The following is a 15164-nucleotide window of genomic DNA, read 5'->3' as shown; positions in this document are numbered from 1 at the left end:
AGCGAGTTCTGGGCCGACAAGCAGGGCGCGCTGTCCCCGTTCGGCGACACCACCTTCCCGCTCTCGCAGGAGACCGTGCCGTACCACCACCCGGTGCGCGGCCAGCTCGAAGCCGTCCACGTCGAAGATCTGCGAGCCGATGTGGCTGTGCAGCCCGGCCAGCACCAGCGAACCGGACTTCAGCACCCGGTGCACCGCCTCCGCGGCCTGGCCGCCGGCCAGCGAGAACCCGAACTTCTGGTCCTCGTGCGCGGTCGCGATGAACTCGTGGGTGTGGGCCTCCACGCCGACGGTGACGCGCACCAGCACGTGCTGCTGGACGTCGCGCTCGGCGGCGATGTGCGCCAGCCGGGCGATCTCGTGGAACGAGTCCAGCACCACCGATCCGACCCCGGCCTCCACCGCGGTGGTCAGCTCGGCGACGGACTTGTTGTTGCCGTGGAACGTGATCCGCTCGGCCGGGAACCCGGCGCGCAGCGCCACGGCGAGCTCGCCGCCGCTGCACACGTCCAGGCTCAGGCCCTCCTCGGCCACCCAGCGCGCGACCTCGGTGCACAGGAACGCCTTCGAGGCGTAGTGCACCGAGGTCGGGTCGCCGAAGGCCTCGGCGTAGTCGCGGCAGCGGGACCGGAAGTCGTCCTCGTCCAGCACGAACAGCGGGGTGCCGAAGCGCTCCGCCAGTTCTCGGACGTCGATGCCGGCGACCCGGAGGGCACCGTCGGTGCCGCGCTCGCTGTTGCGGGGCCAGACCTGCGGGTGCAGGTGGTCGACGTCTTCCGCGGTGGCCGGAACCGGTCCCGCGGTGTTGCCGGGCAGCACGACATCGGCGTGCCGGGGCCCGGCGGGATGGGCGCGCATCTAGAACTCCTTCGCGCAGCCTGCCGCTGGACAGGCGAATCGTCGCGGCACCTGGTGCCGCGTTGTCACATCTGCTCGGGTGCGCTGACGCCCAGCAGCCCCAAGCCGTTGGCGATGACCTGGCGGGTCGCCTCGCACAGCTGCAGCCGGGCGATGGTCAGCGCGCTGGCCTCGTCGTCCCCGGGCTGCAGCACGCGGCAAGCGTCGTAGAACTTGTGGTACGCGCTGGCCACGTCCTCCAGGTAGCGGGCCACCCGGTGCGGTTCGCGCAGCTGGGCGGCCGAGTTCACCACGCGCGGGAACTCGCCGAGGGTGCGGATCAGGTCGCCCTCGCGTTCGTGGGTGAGCAGCGACAGGTCGGCATTGTCCACGGTGCCGCGCTCGATTCCCAGCGAGACCGCGTTGCGCTGCAACGACGACAGGCGGGCGTGCGCGTACTGCACGTAGAACACCGGGTTCTCGTTGGTGCGCTTGCTGATCAGGTCCAGGTCGATGTCGACCGCGGAGTCCGCCGAGGACCGGATCAGCGAGTAGCGGGCGGCGTCCACGCCGACCGCCTCGACCAGGTCCTCCAGGGTGACGACGGTGCCCGCGCGCTTGCTCATCCGCACCGGTTTGCCGTCGCGCACCAGGTTCACCATCTGCCCGATCAGCACCTCGACCACCGACGGGTCGTCGCCCAGCGCCGCGGCCGCGGCCTTGAGCCGGGCGATGTAGCCGTGGTGGTCGGCGCCCAGCATGTAGATGCACAGCTCGAAGCCGCGGTTGCGCTTGTCCAGCAGGTAGGCGACGTCACCGGCGATGTAGGCGGGGGCGCCGTCGCTCTTGATGACGACGCGGTCCTTGTCGTCGCCGAACTCGGTGGAGCGCAGCCACCAGGCGCCGTCGGCGAAGTACACGTGACCGGACTTCTTCAGCGCCTCCAGGGACTCGGCCACGGCACCGGAGGTGTGCAGCGAGTCCTCGTGGAAGTACACGTCGAAGTCGGTGCCGAAGTCGTGCAGGCTCTGCTTGATCTCGTCGAACATCAGCCCGACGCCGATCCGGCGGAACGTCTCGTGCCGTTCCTCCTCGGGCTGCTCCATCACCCCGGGCTCGGCCTTGATCACCGCACCGGCGATGTCGCCGATGTAGTCGCCGCCGTAGCCGTCCTCCGGGGCGGGCTCGCCCTTGGCCGCGGCGATCAGCGACCGCACGAACCGGTCGATCTGCGCGCCGGCGTCGTTGAAGTAGTACTCGCGGGTCACCGCGGCGCCCTGCGCGCTCAGCACGCGGCCGAGCGCGTCGCCGACCGCGGCCCAGCGGGTGCCGCCCAGGTGGATCGGGCCGGTCGGGTTGGCCGAGACGAACTCCAGGTTCACCTTCAGGCCGTCGTAGCGGTCGCCGTTGCCGTACTCGGCGGCGCGGGTGATGACCTCGCGCACGATCTGGCCCTGCGCGTCCGCGGCCAGCCGCAGGTTCAGGAAGCCGGGGCCGGCGACGTCGACCGAGTCGATGCCGTCCTTGCCGGTCAGCGCCTCGGCCAGCCAGGTCGCCAGGTCGCGCGGGTTCACGCCGGCCTTCTTGGCCACCTGCATCGCGAGGTTGGTCGCGTAGTCGCCGTGCTCCGGGTTGCGGGGGCGCTCGACGGTCACCACCTCGGGCAGGACGGAGGTGTCCAGCTGCTTGTCGGAAAGCACCTCGACGGCGGTGTTGCGGACCAGTTCTGCGAGCACGGCGGGAGTCACCTTATGGAGTCTAAGGAAGAGTCCGCGCTGCTCAGCCAACGGGTTGGCCAGTTCCCAGCAGGCAAGACCACGGGGAGTGATCGACCGGTCACAGCAGTGTGAGAACGTGTGGTGGCGAGCATTGGCCGAGAGGGCTCTCGCGGCGTCGGCAATCTCTACACTGGCGGGCCGGATCCCCCGGTGGTTCTTGGTGAGACGAGGTTTTCGAACAGCATGGCGAACAAGAAGAGCAAAGCGGTGCGCAACACCGTGGTGCACCAGCGGCAAATCCCCTGGATGCTGATCTCGGGCGTGACGGCCGTGGCGGTGTTCGCAGCCGTGGTCTTCGGCTTCACGTTCATGAGGTACTCCGAAACCTCGGACATCCGGGAAGCCCAGGCCCAGGCCGAGAAGGCCGCCGAGCCGTTCAAGCCGTCGCCGGAGAACCCCGACCCGTCCAAGAAGATCCCCGGGGTCAAGACCGTCGAGTACCAGGGCCAGCTGCACATCACCCCGACGCAGCGGGTGGCCTACGACCAGTCCCCGCCGTTCGGCGGCCCGCACGACGGCATCTGGGCCGACTGCACCGGCGTGGTCTACCCGGAGGCCGTGCGCACCGAGAACATGGTCCACTCGCTGGAGCACGGCGCGGTGTGGATCGCCTACAACCCGGACAAGGTCGACGAGGCCGGCATCGAGCGCCTCAAGGCCCGCGCCGACGGCAAGCCCTACACGATGATGTCGCCGTACCCGGGCCTGGACAGCCCGATCTCGCTGCAGTCCTGGGGCCACCAGCTCAAGGTCGACAACGCCGAGGACCCGCGCATCGACCAGTTCATCACCGCGCTGCGGCTGAACAACAACGGCGTCTACCCGGAGATCGGCGGCTCCTGCCAGGCCTACCCGGGTGCGTTCGACACCAACAACCCGCCGAAGTTCGACGCGACCCCGCCCGGCCCGGACGCGGTCACCATGGACGGCAAGGGCGCGAACGCGGCGGCCGGCGAAATGGGTCAGGGGCAGTAAGCCGTGCGCACCGAACGTCCACTGGCCGCGCGGATCTTCGTGGCCGTCGCAGCAGCCCTGGCGCTGCTGCTGCTCGGGGCGGCGCTCGGACTGCTGATCCGGGTGCCGTCCCTCGACCGCGCTGAACCCGAGCCGACCCCGGTCGACATCGGGTTCGCGCAGGACATGAGCGTGCACCACCAGCAAGCGGTGACCATGGCCACGCTGGCCCGCGAGCGCGCCTCGGACGTCGCGGTGCGGCAGCTGGCCTTCGACATCGAGACCAACCAGCGCGACCAGATCGGCCGGATGCAGGGTTGGTTGAGCCTGTGGCACCAGTCCTCGCAGGCCGTCGGCCCGCTGATGGAGTGGATGAAGTCCGAGGGCCACGACCACGGCGGGATGGCCATGTCCACCGGCGGTGGCGGGCTGATGCCGGGCATGGCCAGCAGCGCGGAGATGGCGCACCTGCAGGACCTGCGCGGCCCGGAGTTCGACGTCTACTTCCTGCAGCTGATGCTGCGCCACCACGAGGGCGGCGCCCCGATGGCCGACTACGGCGCGCGCCACGCGGCCGTTCCGGCGGTGCGCGAGCTGGCGAAGAACATGCTCGGTTCGCAGGCCAGCGAGAGCCAGCTGATGCGCACCATGCTCCAGGAGCGCGGCGCTCGGCCGATCTAGTCGGCGCGGCTCACCAGGTCAGCGCCTGGCAGCGCTTGGCGCACTCGGCGGGCTCGACCTGGAGGGTCGCGTGGTCGATGCGGTAGCGCTCGGACAGCAGGCGCTGCGCCGCGACCAGCACCCCGCCGTGGTCCGCGTCGGAACCGGTGGTCAGGTGCGCCGAGGCGACCTCCATTCCGGAGGTGAGGGTCCACACGTGCAGGTCGTGGACCTCGGTGACCGATGGCAGCGCGGTCAGGTCCGCGCGCAGCTCGCCGACGTCGACGCCTTCCGGGGCCTGCTGGACGAGGATCCGCAGCGCCTGGCGGGCGAGCTTCCAGGTCCGCGGCAGCACGAACAGGCCGACCGCGACGGCGACGATCGGGTCCGCCAGGTACCAGCCGAACAGCCAGGTGAGCAGACCGCCGATCAGCACCCCGACCGAACCGATGGTGTCGGCGAGGACTTCCAGGTAGGCGCCGCGCACGTTCAGGCTCTCGTTGGCGCCCTGGCGCAGCAGCGCGAACACCACGAGGTTGGCGCCCAGCCCGGCCGCCGCGGTCAGCATCATCGGCAGCCCGGCGACTTCCGGCGGGTCCTGGAGCCGGGAGATCGACTCGTAGAGGATGTAGGCGGCCACGCCGAACAGCAGGACGGCGTTGGCGAGCGCGGCCAGGACTTCCATGCGGTAGAGCCCGAAGGTCCGCTTGTCCCCCACCGGCCGCCGCGCCGCGGTGATCGCGGCGAGCGCCATGCCCACGCCGAGCACGTCGGTGAGCATGTGCCCGGCGTCGGAGAGCAGCGCCAGCGAGGACGTCATGAACCCGACGACGGCTTCGAGCACGAGGAACGCGAGCAGGATCGCGAACGACATGCCGAGCCGCCGCACGTAGCGCCCCGAGGCGCTGACCGCGTCGGCTGCGGACCCGTGCCCGTGGCCCTGACCCATCTGCCCTCCTACGTCCACCTGACCTCAATACATAGTGAAGTATGCATGAATAGGCGGGCGGAGGCGATAGGGCCCGGCATCTGAGATGCCGCAATCCGACGCACCCCCCGCGAAACCGTTGCGGCGAGTGCGATAGGCTAACGATCGTCCGCAGCGACAAGCCCTCGTAGCTCAGCGGATAGAGCACTGCCCTCCGGAGGCAGGTGTCGCAGGTTCGAGTCCTGCCGAGGGCGCATAGCGAGACCAGCCAGATCCGCCCCTGAGCAGCAGAGATGCCGCCAGGGGCGGATCTGTTTGTACGTCACTGTCTGCCAGCGGCAGGCATGATCTGCCGTGGTTCACGGACAATGCGCGGACAAGGCCCCGCGGCAGGGCCTCAGCCTTTCCAGCCGAAGAAGTCGTCGACCCGCTGTCGGGCGATCACGTCTTGCCCGTGCAGGCATGCGGCGTAGACCTCCAGCAGTACGGCCACGGACTGCCCAGCCCACCGGGCGACGGTGGCGGGGTCGACGCCCGCCGTGAGCCACGAGCTCACCGCGGCGTGCCGGAGGGAGTACGGGCGCCGGCAGAGCCGCGTTGCTGCGACCTCCTTGGTGAAGGTGGCCGTACGTGCGGCTCGCCAGACCCGCATGTAGGTCATCTTCGGGACGTCCTCCCCCTTCTCTCCGGTGAACACCAACCCGTTCTCGCCAGGCTCGTACGTGGCGAGGTGGCGACGCAGCAGTGCGGTGAGCTCCGGTGGGCACGGCACCGGTCGGCCTTCGTCGCGGGCTCTGCTCTTGAGGCCTCGGGGTTCGCGAGCCTTGTCGGTCCCAGTCCAGTGCCGTCCGGCGTGGGGGTTTGCTCCGTCGACGAAGATCTCGCCCCACCCCTCCTTCGGGAGATCCAGGTTGTGCTCCTGGAGCGCGACAGCCTCTTCCGGCCGCAGCGCAGCGAAGTACATCGTTCCGAAGAACGCCTCCAGCCGGGGGCCGCTTCGCTGGATCCCGCGGACTTCACGCAGAAGCGTCCGGGCCTGCACCGGGTTTGGGACAGTTCGGGGGTCGATCGTCCGGTTCCCTTTCGGCATTGAGGTCCACTTTTCGTCGCTGAGCGGGTTGGCGTCCAAGATTCCTTCCTTCACCGCGTGGGCCAGGAACCCCGACAAGGCCGAACGGGTCTTGCGCGCCACCGAGGGTGCGTACTTCTCCCCGGATAGCTTTGTCGTGACGGCCTTTTCGAGGGCGTCCAGCACTCGACGTTCTTGCGCTGCGCTCACCGTCAAGCTATTGCGCGAGCACCAGTCGAGAACTTCCTTGACCTCGACCGGAACTTCCTCTGCCCGCTTCGGGGGGTTGAACGCCCATCCGCGAAGTGCGGATCGGATGGCGCGATCGTCGGGCTTCCCCCTGCCAGCTGGGAGGAATACGGGCGTGACCCGGATCAGTGCTTCTGCCAGGGTTTGACGAGTCGTCGCAGCAGCGCCTGGCCACTTCATGTCCACGTACTTGCACGCGAGGTCGAAGAACGGCACGTCACGGGTCTTGCGTCCCATCGATGCTGGGAGTCCGGTCACCGTGTCGAACGGCTCTCCTCTGTTCTGCGCCGACTTCAACTCGGAGCGGAAACCATCGGCCTGCGTAGAGGATTTGAACGACTCGTAGAACTCCTCACCTTCAACACGCCATCGGACTCCGTAGCTGGTCACCTTGCCCTTCGTGTTCTTGCGCGGCTTGATGTTCCACACGCTCACATCGAAGCTGGCTGGCATCAGGCGGCCTCCTTGCAGGTGTCGAGCCACTTTTCGAGGTCGTCACGGCAGACACGGAGCTCGCCGTTCGGCAGCTTCGTGCACAGTGGGGCGGTCCCCTTGACCCGCCACTTGTAGAAGGTGTCCCGGGAGATCCCCAGCTCGTCGCAGAGGGCAGGAATCTTGAGGTATTCACGTCGGCGAGCCATGACTTCCCCCTGAAGTGAGTCGCTTGTGGAGTGTCCGGGGCAGCTTGTCCCGGAGGGTTGGGAGCAGCGGTCCGGAGTAGTTACACGTGGTGACTTCTTGGTGTCGACCACTGAGGCTGGAACAGTGGTGGGGATTCCTGGGCTGGGGATCGGCGTTTTAAACCCGCAAACCCGCAAAACAGGGTTTGAACTGGGGTTTTGGTTGCGGGTTTGATGCGGGTTTGCGGGTTTGGAGCGCTGGTTTTTGCGGGTTTGCGGGTTTGGTGGTGGACGTTGCGGGTTTGGTTCCCACTCCTGTCCCGGCCTCTTTTCCCTGGTGATCTGGGGTGGCTGCTGGGTTTGCGGGTTTGCGGGTTTGGTTTGGGGGGTCATGAGGATGAGGTCGCGCGCTCGACCCAGTAGGCGCGGCTGCTGGTATGGGTGTCGGTGACGCTGCGTAGAACGATGTCGCCGCGCCACCGTCCGATCTGACCGGTGAGCTTGCGGCCCAGCGATTTCGCCGACAGCAACTTGCCGGACTCGGTGGTGGGAAAGCTGCCCTGCCAGGGGTCGATGCCGCTGTCGACTTCAGCGGTGGCGCGGAGGTCTTTGGCGAACATCTGCTTGGTGCCGTGAAGTTGGTGCCAGCGCAGCAGGAATCCGCGCCATTCGGCGGCGTCGTCGTCGAGGTCGCGGGAGGATTCGGCGTTGCCGAGGAATCCGCTGATGCCGTGGTGTTCGAGAAACCCTCCGAGGTACTGGGCCCAGCGGGTGAACTGCCGCATCTGGGGCACCGACGTCGAGGTGGGGGCGCCGGCGGCGGTCCAGTCGAGGATGAGCACCAGCAGGTGCCGCAGCACGATTGCCTGGTTGGCCGGGTCAAGGATCCACGTGTCGAGGTTGGGAATGGTGAAGCCGCTACGGGCTTCGGGGCGCGGGCAGTCGGGGTCGAGGCGGACCCACGCGCTGCGGGAAGCCATGTCGCCACCGACTCGAAGGTTGTTGCCGGTGGCCAGCCACAAACGGTCGTTGGGCAGGGTGACGTCGGAGTTGGTGCCCAACTTGCGGTCGGTCCAGGTCCGTTCGGTGACCAGGCGGGCGAGAGCAGCGGAGTTGATGACCGTGCCCTCTTCGAGGTTGTCGAAGACCACGACCCCGACCTCGTTGGCCAGCACGGTGGTGATGGCCTTGCGCAGTTCTTCCTCGGAATCGGTCCAGGTCAGCACGCGCTGCCCCACCAGAAGCCCGACGCAGCCGGACAGGATGGTTTTGCCGCTGCCGGGCATGGTCGCGTCGATCACGCCGAAGGGCGAGAGGGCGCGGGTGAAGGGGCGGATGATCGGGGTGACGAGCATGGCGATGTAGTTGGCGCGGTCGGCGTTGCTGACCCATGGGAAGTCCCGCAGGAACGTCTCCAGCAGGAACGCCTTCGCCGCTTCCACGTCCTCCCGCGTGGGCTGGTTGGGCACAGGTTCGAGGTCGCTGCGGCCGGCCAGCAGGAACCCGGTGGCCGGGTCGTAGCCGGGCTGCTGCAGCAGCGTGCCGTCCGGGCGCAGGACCGGAGTGGAGATGATCCGGCGCAGCACCGGCAGATCCGGCCACGAGCGGCGTGAGAGCACCGACCCCAGCACCGACAACGACGGAGACTTCTCGACCTCAACGTGGTTGCCCTGCTTGTCCACCTCCGGCTGCACCACGTTGAGATGTTCGGCCAACAGGCTGGCCAGCAGCGACGGACGCAGCTGCACCGCCGACAACGGCAGGGCGACATCGTCGTCACCCGCCGCGGGGTCTCCGGCGCCAGAGACTGCCTCGACCAGCACCGGGGCACCGTCCTGAACGTAGGTGTCAGGCAGCAGCCGGCTGCCTACCGCCGAGGTGAGCACCCGGATCGCATCCGGGTTGGTGGTGATCCGCACCGTGGGCCGTCCGTCATCGCCGACCGGCCAGATCGACGGCCGTGACGCGGGCTGCTGGTGGGCTGCCGTCATGCCGCATCACCACCCCGGACCCGCAGCGTGCGGGGGTTGCGGGCCGCGATCCGGAACGCCGAGGTGATCGTCGCGTCGATCTGCTCGGTGGTCCACGGCTCGTCCGGTCGGGTCAACGGCAGCCGGGACATGGTGTGGTGCAGCATTTCCCGGACGGTGGCGTCGGTGACTGCTCCTCCGGCCACCAGGCGGCCCAGCGCCAGCGCGGCGGTGAACAGCGCCCGGTTTTGCGGGCCTGTACCGGTCGCTTCGAGCCGTTCACGCTCGTTGCGCAGGGCCGCCGACACGTAGCGGGACATCCGCGCAGAGGCGATCTCACGGGGCGCTGAGTTGGCCGCTGCGGGCTTGGGAGTCAGTGCCTGGACCAACCAGCCAGGCAGATCCACCGGATCCGCATCGTCGATCAACTCGTACGCGCCTTCCGCGGTGATCGATCCGGGCGCGACGACGTAGCCACCACCGGCACGGGTGTCGATCAGCGGACCGAGCCCGCCATTCTCGCCGGTGGTGTTGCGCAACCGCACACCCTCGGGAGCGCGGAAGTAGAAGTGCATGCCGCCACTGGGTGTGGCTACGGTCCAGGTCGTCGGCATGCTGGCCCCGGCGCGTTCGGCCAGCACCTCCAGGACATCTCGCCCGCTGGTCACTCCCGTGCTGTTCCAGCCTTCAGGCCAGGTCCATCCAGGCTTGGGCCGGTCGCAATCCACCACCAACAATCCGGACGGACCAGTCGCGATCGCGACGTTGAACGCCGCGTACGACCAGCATCCTTCGACCTTGGTGGGATCGCTGGTGGCGCGCTGCTCCCACCCCTGGTGCTCATCGGCGCAGATCCCGGTGCCGGGGCAGGCTTTCCGGCCGTGCAGGGCCGGATTGCGCTTGGTGCCCGGCCGCAGCGGGAACACCTTCCAGCCCCGATCGACAGCCAGCAGCGCCCAATCACGAAGCTGCCCGACAGCACTGGGCACTTGATGTGTGGTCACGGGAGTTCACCTCTACAAGAAGGGGCCTCGCCCAGTGCCCGGGTTCAGCGCCGGGCGAGGCGTTCGTCGGGTCGGATCAGCGGACTTGGCGTGTCACCAGGTGCAGGTCTTGGTGCCCCGGAACTGGGCGTTGCAGGCGGGGCACAGCCACCGGCGCTCGTCCAGCTGCCGCCAGGATTCGTCGGCGGCGATGGCGGCCAGTGCGCGCCGGTTGGGGCTGCGGTCGGGAATCCCGTACTCGTCGTCGAGCAGGACCGCGGTGCAGCCGCGTCGGGCGCAGCGCAGCTCCCAGAACGGGTCGACCAGGCGGCTGATCGTGATGTCCTCGCACGACCCGGCGCTCAGGTCGAGATCGAAGTCGATGCCGAGCTCGACCGTGAACTGCTCTGCCTCGCCGTAGGTGAAGCAGAAGTAGCTGTCGAAGACCTTGCCCCGCGAGTCGAGCACGTCAACCGACCACGGCGGCGGGATCTGCTGCCAGCTGCTGGCGTGCAGCCGCACGGGCCGGTTCTCCCGGACCGCGTCCCGCACCCAGTCTCCGACGACGCGGAGCACGTCGAGCGCGAGCGGGTCACCGGTGAGGATCTCGGCGGGGTAGGTCCAGTCGACGCTGCCCACGCCCAGCAGTTCGGCGGCCTCCCGGGCGTGCCCGATGCCAGCGCCGTCAACGTTCACCGCCGCGATCCCGGAGTCGAGGTGCAGCAGCACCCACTCGCCGGTGAAGGCCCACCGCGGAGCGACCCAGCCTCCGCAGAAGCGCGGCGCCACGCCCAGCCCGGCAACCGGGGTCGGTTCGACGACCGTGGGCACCTGCTGCCGGGCCGACCGGGGGCCGACGGGCTGGTGGATCACCGTCGGCTGCGGGGCGTCGACGACGGGCTCGGGTGCGGTGATGGTGGTGTGCATGGTGGTTCTCCCTTCCAGGTAGGGGTTCAGCGGTGCCGGCGGATGCTGTCGAGGAATCGGCGTCCGGCCCGTAACCGCAGGCCGGTGCCGTCGCAGGGCGGGCAGTACCGGACGCCCATGAAGGCGCGGAGCTTGCCCTGGCCGTGGCAGGTCCGGCAGTTCTTGTAGGGCCAGCCCAGGCAGATGAGGAGGTAGCCGCCCAACACGAGCGCGGCGGGCAGGACGAGGTCGAACACGGTCACAGCAGGCTCTTTCCAGATCGGTGGGTCCGGGACGCTTGGCGGGTGGTGGCTCAGCGCCACTCGCCCGCGCCGCGGCGGTCGAGCTCGTCGCCAAGCTGCTCGGTGAAGTCGCCCATGAGCTGGCAGTTGTCGACCGCGTGCCGCCAGGCCTGCTCGGTGGGCGGCCAGTAGTTGACGACCGCGCCGTCTTCGCAGATCGCGCTGTACTCGCCGGGGACGTCGGTGCGCTCCACCGTCTCGGCGTCGAACTCGCTGGGGTCCGGGATCGGACGCGGCTGGTCGTAGCCCGCGGTCGACGGGCCCTGCTCCTGCACTGGCGCCGGGGCCGGGGTGTTGTCGGTGTGGTTGCTGACGCTGGCGATCAGGGCGGCGCCGATGGCGACCGCGCCGAAAGTGCGGATCGTGCTCATCAGTGCGTTCACCCCGCCGTCCGGTCGTGGGCCGCCACGCACTTCGGGCAGGTGTCCGAGCGCGTGAAGGCGTTGTAGTTGAGCCAGCACTCCTTCGGCGCCTTCTCCTTGCGCCCGCAGTAGGTGATGACGGACCCGTCCCACATCGATCGCTTCTTCTCGATGCACGGCTTGGCCATGGCGATTCCTCTCCAGTTCGGTTACTGGTTGTGATCAGGAGTTGAAGTGAGTGGGCAAGTGGATCGGGCCGATCGAAGTGGATCCCCACTTCGAGCCCACTGATCTCGACCCACTTGCCGTGACATGCGGAAACGTTCTGGAAGTGGAGAAGTGGATCCGGTGGGTTCAGCGCGCCCACTGAGCCCGTTGGGCGGGCTGAACCGGGGCTCAGTCCGGGTCACTCACTGCCTGCTCGGCACGCGCGGCGTGCACGTCCTGTGACCAGACGAACCAGTAGCCGTCGCGGCGCTTGGCCGCGGCCGGGGTGTCGGCGAGCTGGTCGCGCAGGGTCTTGCCGGTGAGCTTCTTGTAGGGCTGCCAGGACGGGGCCAGCTGTCGCAGGCGGGCCACCAGGTCGGTGTCCTTGACGCGGTCCTCTTCCGGCCCGAAGACCTCGCCGAGGTCGTCGAGCAGGTCCCGCTGTTCCACCGGCGCCTGCCCGATCGAGGTGATGCCGGCGGTCTCGCGCAGCGCCATGGCGCGCTCGACGACCGGGGTGATCTCGTCGACGTTCTTGTCCTTGCGGATGTAGCAGGCACGGATCAGACCAGGGGTTTTGCCGAATCCGGCGGCCATGGCGGTGCCGACGTCCTCACCAGCGACGAGGGTGGTCGCCGAGTAGCCGCGCTTGTGCATGCCGGTGCCCAAGATGCTGTCGTTGCCCTGGTGGTCGTTGATCGCGAACGCCACCCGGTTCGACGCGGTCTTGGAGATGCCGCGCGGCAGGCTCTTGGCGTCGGCGTCCGGGGTGACCCACAGGCACGTGATGCCGGTCTTGCGGGCCTTCTTGGTGACCTTCAGCGCCAGCTCACAGGCCTCGGGGCCGTATTCCTTGTGGGTGAACAGCTCGTGGACCTCGTCGAACACCGCGACGCGGGGCCGCATCCGCGGATCACGCTCGGCGATCGCGCGGGTGTTCTTGGACTCCTCGCCGCCGAGCTCTTCGAGGATCCGGCCGCGCTCGGAGACCTCGGCGACCAGCTCCCGCAGCGCCTCCATCGCCGCTTCGACGTGCTCGTCCTCGTCGCCCTTGACCAGGGTCCGCAGGCGCGGGCGCATCGCGTCGTAGTCGACGTTGTAGGCCATGACGTAGACGTCGATGTCCACCAGCGGATCGAGCATCGCCCCCAGCAACAGGGCGATGACCAGCGACGACTTACCCGAGCCCATGATCCCGGCGATCAGGTAGTTCGCGGCCATCAACCGGCCGGTCACCAGGTCACCGCGGGCGTCGTAGGCGACCGGAACGCCCTTGAAGTAGTCGGCGGTGCCCTCTTCCAGCAGCGGCCACGGGTCGACCGGCTTGGTCAGCACGCCAGGGTCGGCCACCCACAGGTCCAGGACGCTGGCCTGGTCACGCGGCTCGGTCGGCCACACCTCGATCGGCTTGCGCATCAGGTTGTGCGCCAGCACGTCCTTGCGGGCGGCGATCTCGGTCACCGGCACCTGCTGGGGCAGCAGCAGCTGGGCGTGCCAGCCCTTGCCGACCCGGTGCGGAGTCACCAGCCACCGCGGGGTCCAGCCCTCCTTGATGGCCTTGTTCAGCGGCGCGTAGCCGAGGTTGCGCAGCGCGGAGAGGATCGCGCCCTCATCGGGCACCATCTCGCCGTCCACCGGCTCCGGGGCCTGGAACTTCGACGCCCAGCCGGGCAGCGCCTGCGCCTCACGACCCGTCTTGTGCAGGGCATACGCACCACCGAGCAGTCCGGCACCGGCCGCCCACGGCAGCAGCGTCCAGAACCACGACCACAGCCCGGTGGCCACCTCGGCGACACCGGTCGCGCCGCTGGTCACCGCCGCCCAGTAGCCGTTGGTCCAGGTGTTTTCCCAGTTCGCTCCCCCAGCGTTGGCCTGGGAGAACAGCTCCCCGATCTCGGCGGCACCGGCATAGGTAGCGGCGCCGATCGTGGCGACCAGGAACAACCCGGTTAGCACCCCGAGGGTGCAGCCGGTGGCCTTCGCCGCCTTGCCGGTGATCTCGAACATCATCTTGACCCGGTTCCAGCGGGCATCGGCAGAGGCACGTTTCTGCTGCTCAAGCTCGGCGACGGTGCCGTAGTCCCCGGCTGCACGGGCCTGGCGGATCGCCACGGTGATGTCGTGGTGCATCAGCCGCGCCGCGGCCCGGCTGGTGACCACGTGCATGCCACCCAGCGTGTAGAGACCGCTGGTCAGCGCCTTGCGGCCAGCGGGCCGGATCGCCTTGGTCATGGTCTTGGCGGGCCCGGCCAGGGCTGCCGGAACGAGTGCGCCGCGCTCCCGCTTGGCCGGCAGGGTGTCCGGCCGCACCGCAATCTCCGCCCCCGGCGCCCCACCCTCGACCTCACCACCGGTGGGGTTGGTGTCGACGTCGTCGGGGTCGATGCGTTCGGCGACCGCGCGCACCGTGTCGTCGGTCTGGTCGTCGCGGCGAGGAAACCGGATCACCTCGCCGAGGCCTTCCTCGGGCTGGCTGCTGGGCATCATGTCGATTCACCTCTTGGCGGTGCCGTAGGGCGGGAAAAGGGATGGGTCGGCCCCGCCCCTGTCGCTCAAGCGCGGCGGGGCCGTGTACGGATCTCGGGTGGGTTAGGCGGCGACCGGGGTGCCGGTGTCGCCGGGCCAGTCGTCGCGGAGCTGGCGGGCGGTGCGGGCCGCGCAGCGCAGGGTCTTGCGGATCGACTCCGCAGAGGTCGGGTCGACGTCCCCGGCCTCGACCGCCGCGCACAGTTCGTCGCGCAGCTGCTGCATCGTCCGCCGCGCGGGATCGGTGATCGAGCCCCGACCGGCCCTCGACTCTTGCAGGTCAACGACCGTGTCGGGGGTGGTCGAGTCGACCGGGAGTCGACCCTCGACCGGCCCGGTCTCGACCGGCTCAGCGAGCAGCGCGCGCAGCTCTGCGTCCAGGCCATCGAGCTCGGTCGCGGGGCCATCAATGCCAGCGCCCGGCAGGGAGGTCGAGTCGAGTCGCGTGCGCCGTCCGGTCCAGCCGCGGCGCAGGGTCACCACCCCGGGTGCGTGCAGCAGCTGCACGGTGCCATCAGAGGCGAGCTGCCCGACCGCGCGGCGCACCGCCGCCCGCTCCATCCGGGTCACCCGCCGGGCCTCGATCCGCTTCGTGCGTGCCGCGCGGCGTTCGGCGCGGCTGCGCCGGACGCGGGTCGGTGCGGCGGTGATCAGCTGGTGGGCCACTACCCCGCCGACCGACACCAGCGCCATCACCACGCCATCGGCCGGGCCACCGTCGCGCATGGTCAGGCCGTGGGTGAAGTTCAGTACCGCCGCGACCGCGGCGAAGGTCCACACCCCGACCTGCAGCCAGCCGACCGGCTTGCCGTC

The 15164-nt window shown here is 69.1% G+C and carries 14 protein-coding genes, 1 tRNA gene and 1 pseudogene; 3 read left to right on the top strand and 13 right to left on the bottom strand.

All coding sequences use genetic code 11. The features are described from left to right. The coding region (locus ABTZ89_RS22810; RefSeq protein ID WP_502949583.1) for a diaminopimelate decarboxylase family protein at positions 1-858 on the bottom strand (858 nt) is incomplete at its 3' end. Between the two features lie 65 nt (positions 859-923). Further along, positions 924-2585: an arginine--tRNA ligase gene (argS, locus tag ABTZ89_RS22805; protein WP_351047954.1), complete on the bottom strand. Its 1662-nt coding sequence runs from the start codon at positions 2583-2585 to the stop codon at positions 924-926. 213 nt (positions 2586-2798) lie between these two features. Here argS and ABTZ89_RS22800 point away from each other — a divergent pair, with 213 nt between their 5' ends. Further along, positions 2799-3590, top strand: coding sequence for a thioredoxin-like domain-containing protein (locus tag ABTZ89_RS22800; RefSeq protein ID WP_270950694.1), 792 nt, complete (start codon positions 2799-2801; stop codon positions 3588-3590). Positions 3591-3593: 3 nt separating this feature from the next. Beyond that, a complete protein-coding gene (locus ABTZ89_RS22795) occupies positions 3594-4250 on the top strand; it encodes a DUF305 domain-containing protein (RefSeq protein WP_351047950.1) in 657 nt (218 codons plus the stop codon). A gap of 10 nt (positions 4251-4260) precedes the next feature. On the opposite strand, the gene ABTZ89_RS22790 is transcribed toward ABTZ89_RS22795, so the two are convergent. Beyond that, positions 4261-5178 (bottom strand): cation diffusion facilitator family transporter, encoded by a 918-nt coding sequence (locus ABTZ89_RS22790; RefSeq protein WP_270950692.1) that lies wholly within the window; start codon positions 5176-5178, stop codon positions 4261-4263. A gap of 160 nt (positions 5179-5338) precedes the next feature. On the opposite strand from ABTZ89_RS22790, the gene ABTZ89_RS22785 reads away from it, so the two are divergent. Next, positions 5339-5411, top strand: a tRNA-Arg gene (locus tag ABTZ89_RS22785). 143 nt (positions 5412-5554) lie between these two features. On the opposite strand, the gene ABTZ89_RS22780 is transcribed toward ABTZ89_RS22785, so the two are convergent. The 10 genes and pseudogenes from ABTZ89_RS22780 to ABTZ89_RS22735 form a co-directional block, all read right to left on the bottom strand. Beyond that, a complete protein-coding gene (locus tag ABTZ89_RS22780) occupies positions 5555-6928 on the bottom strand; it encodes a tyrosine-type recombinase/integrase (RefSeq protein ID WP_351047947.1) in 1374 nt (457 codons plus the stop codon). After that, a complete protein-coding gene (locus ABTZ89_RS22775) occupies positions 6928-7116 on the bottom strand; it encodes a helix-turn-helix transcriptional regulator (RefSeq protein WP_351047944.1) in 189 nt (62 codons plus the stop codon). Before ABTZ89_RS22775 ends, ABTZ89_RS22780 begins: the two co-directional genes overlap by 1 nt. Positions 7117-7484: 368 nt before the next feature. Further along, positions 7485-9086 (bottom strand): hypothetical protein, encoded by a 1602-nt coding sequence (locus ABTZ89_RS22770; RefSeq protein ID WP_351047942.1) that lies wholly within the window; start codon positions 9084-9086, stop codon positions 7485-7487. Further along, on the bottom strand, positions 9083-10069 hold the full coding sequence (locus ABTZ89_RS22765) for a bifunctional DNA primase/polymerase (protein ID WP_351047939.1): 987 nt from the start codon (positions 10067-10069) through the stop codon (positions 9083-9085). The genes ABTZ89_RS22770 and ABTZ89_RS22765 overlap by 4 nt, the downstream gene beginning before the upstream one ends. Positions 10070-10162: 93 nt before the next feature. After that, positions 10163-10975 carry a hypothetical protein gene (locus ABTZ89_RS22760; RefSeq protein ID WP_351047936.1) on the bottom strand — a complete coding sequence of 271 codons (813 nt, stop codon included), beginning with the start codon at positions 10973-10975 and terminating at the stop codon, positions 10163-10165. Between the two features lie 26 nt (positions 10976-11001). After that, a complete protein-coding gene (locus ABTZ89_RS22755; RefSeq protein ID WP_351047933.1) occupies positions 11002-11217 on the bottom strand; it encodes a hypothetical protein in 216 nt (71 codons plus the stop codon). A gap of 50 nt (positions 11218-11267) precedes the next feature. After that, entirely contained in the window at positions 11268-11627 is a 360-nt protein-coding gene (locus ABTZ89_RS22750; protein WP_351047930.1) for a hypothetical protein, read from the bottom strand. 8 nt (positions 11628-11635) lie between these two features. After that, positions 11636-11806: a hypothetical protein gene (locus tag ABTZ89_RS22745; RefSeq protein ID WP_351047927.1), complete on the bottom strand. Its 171-nt coding sequence runs from the start codon at positions 11804-11806 to the stop codon at positions 11636-11638. A gap of 208 nt (positions 11807-12014) precedes the next feature. Then, entirely contained in the window at positions 12015-14312 is a 2298-nt protein-coding gene (locus tag ABTZ89_RS22740; protein WP_351047925.1) for an FtsK/SpoIIIE domain-containing protein, read from the bottom strand. A gap of 102 nt (positions 14313-14414) precedes the next feature. Beyond that, positions 14415-15164 (bottom strand): annotated as a pseudogene (locus ABTZ89_RS22735) (hypothetical protein); the annotation flags it as partial.

Origin of the sequence: Saccharopolyspora sp. NPDC002686 (assembly GCF_040295745.1) — a bacterium.
GTDB lineage: Bacteria > Actinomycetota > Actinomycetes > Mycobacteriales > Pseudonocardiaceae > Saccharopolyspora > Saccharopolyspora oryzae.
The sequence above is the reverse complement of the archived record's forward strand: the minus strand, read 5'-3'. Positions and strand labels throughout refer to the sequence as shown.

Bases quoted from the DNA above. Each gene is read 5' to 3' on its own strand.
- ABTZ89_RS22775 (WP_351047944.1), bottom strand. From the start codon at position 7,116: ATGGCTCGCCGACGTGAATACCTCAAGATTCCTGCCCTCTGCGACGAG.
- ABTZ89_RS22800 (WP_270950694.1), top strand. From the start codon at position 2,799: ATGGCGAACAAGAAGAGCAAAGCGGTGCGCAACACCGTGGTGCACCAG.
- ABTZ89_RS22745 (WP_351047927.1), bottom strand. From the start codon at position 11,806: ATGGCCAAGCCGTGCATCGAGAAGAAGCGATCGATGTGGGACGGGTCC.
- ABTZ89_RS22740 (WP_351047925.1), bottom strand. From the start codon at position 14,312: ATGATGCCCAGCAGCCAGCCCGAGGAAGGCCTCGGCGAGGTGATCCGG.
- ABTZ89_RS22770 (WP_351047942.1), bottom strand. From the start codon at position 9,086: ATGACGGCAGCCCACCAGCAGCCCGCGTCACGGCCGTCGATCTGGCCG.
- ABTZ89_RS22750 (WP_351047930.1), bottom strand. From the start codon at position 11,627: ATGAGCACGATCCGCACTTTCGGCGCGGTCGCCATCGGCGCCGCCCTG.
- ABTZ89_RS22760 (WP_351047936.1), bottom strand. From the start codon at position 10,975: ATGCACACCACCATCACCGCACCCGAGCCCGTCGTCGACGCCCCGCAG.
- ABTZ89_RS22790 (WP_270950692.1), bottom strand. From the start codon at position 5,178: ATGGGTCAGGGCCACGGGCACGGGTCCGCAGCCGACGCGGTCAGCGCC.
- ABTZ89_RS22780 (WP_351047947.1), bottom strand. From the start codon at position 6,928: ATGCCAGCCAGCTTCGATGTGAGCGTGTGGAACATCAAGCCGCGCAAG.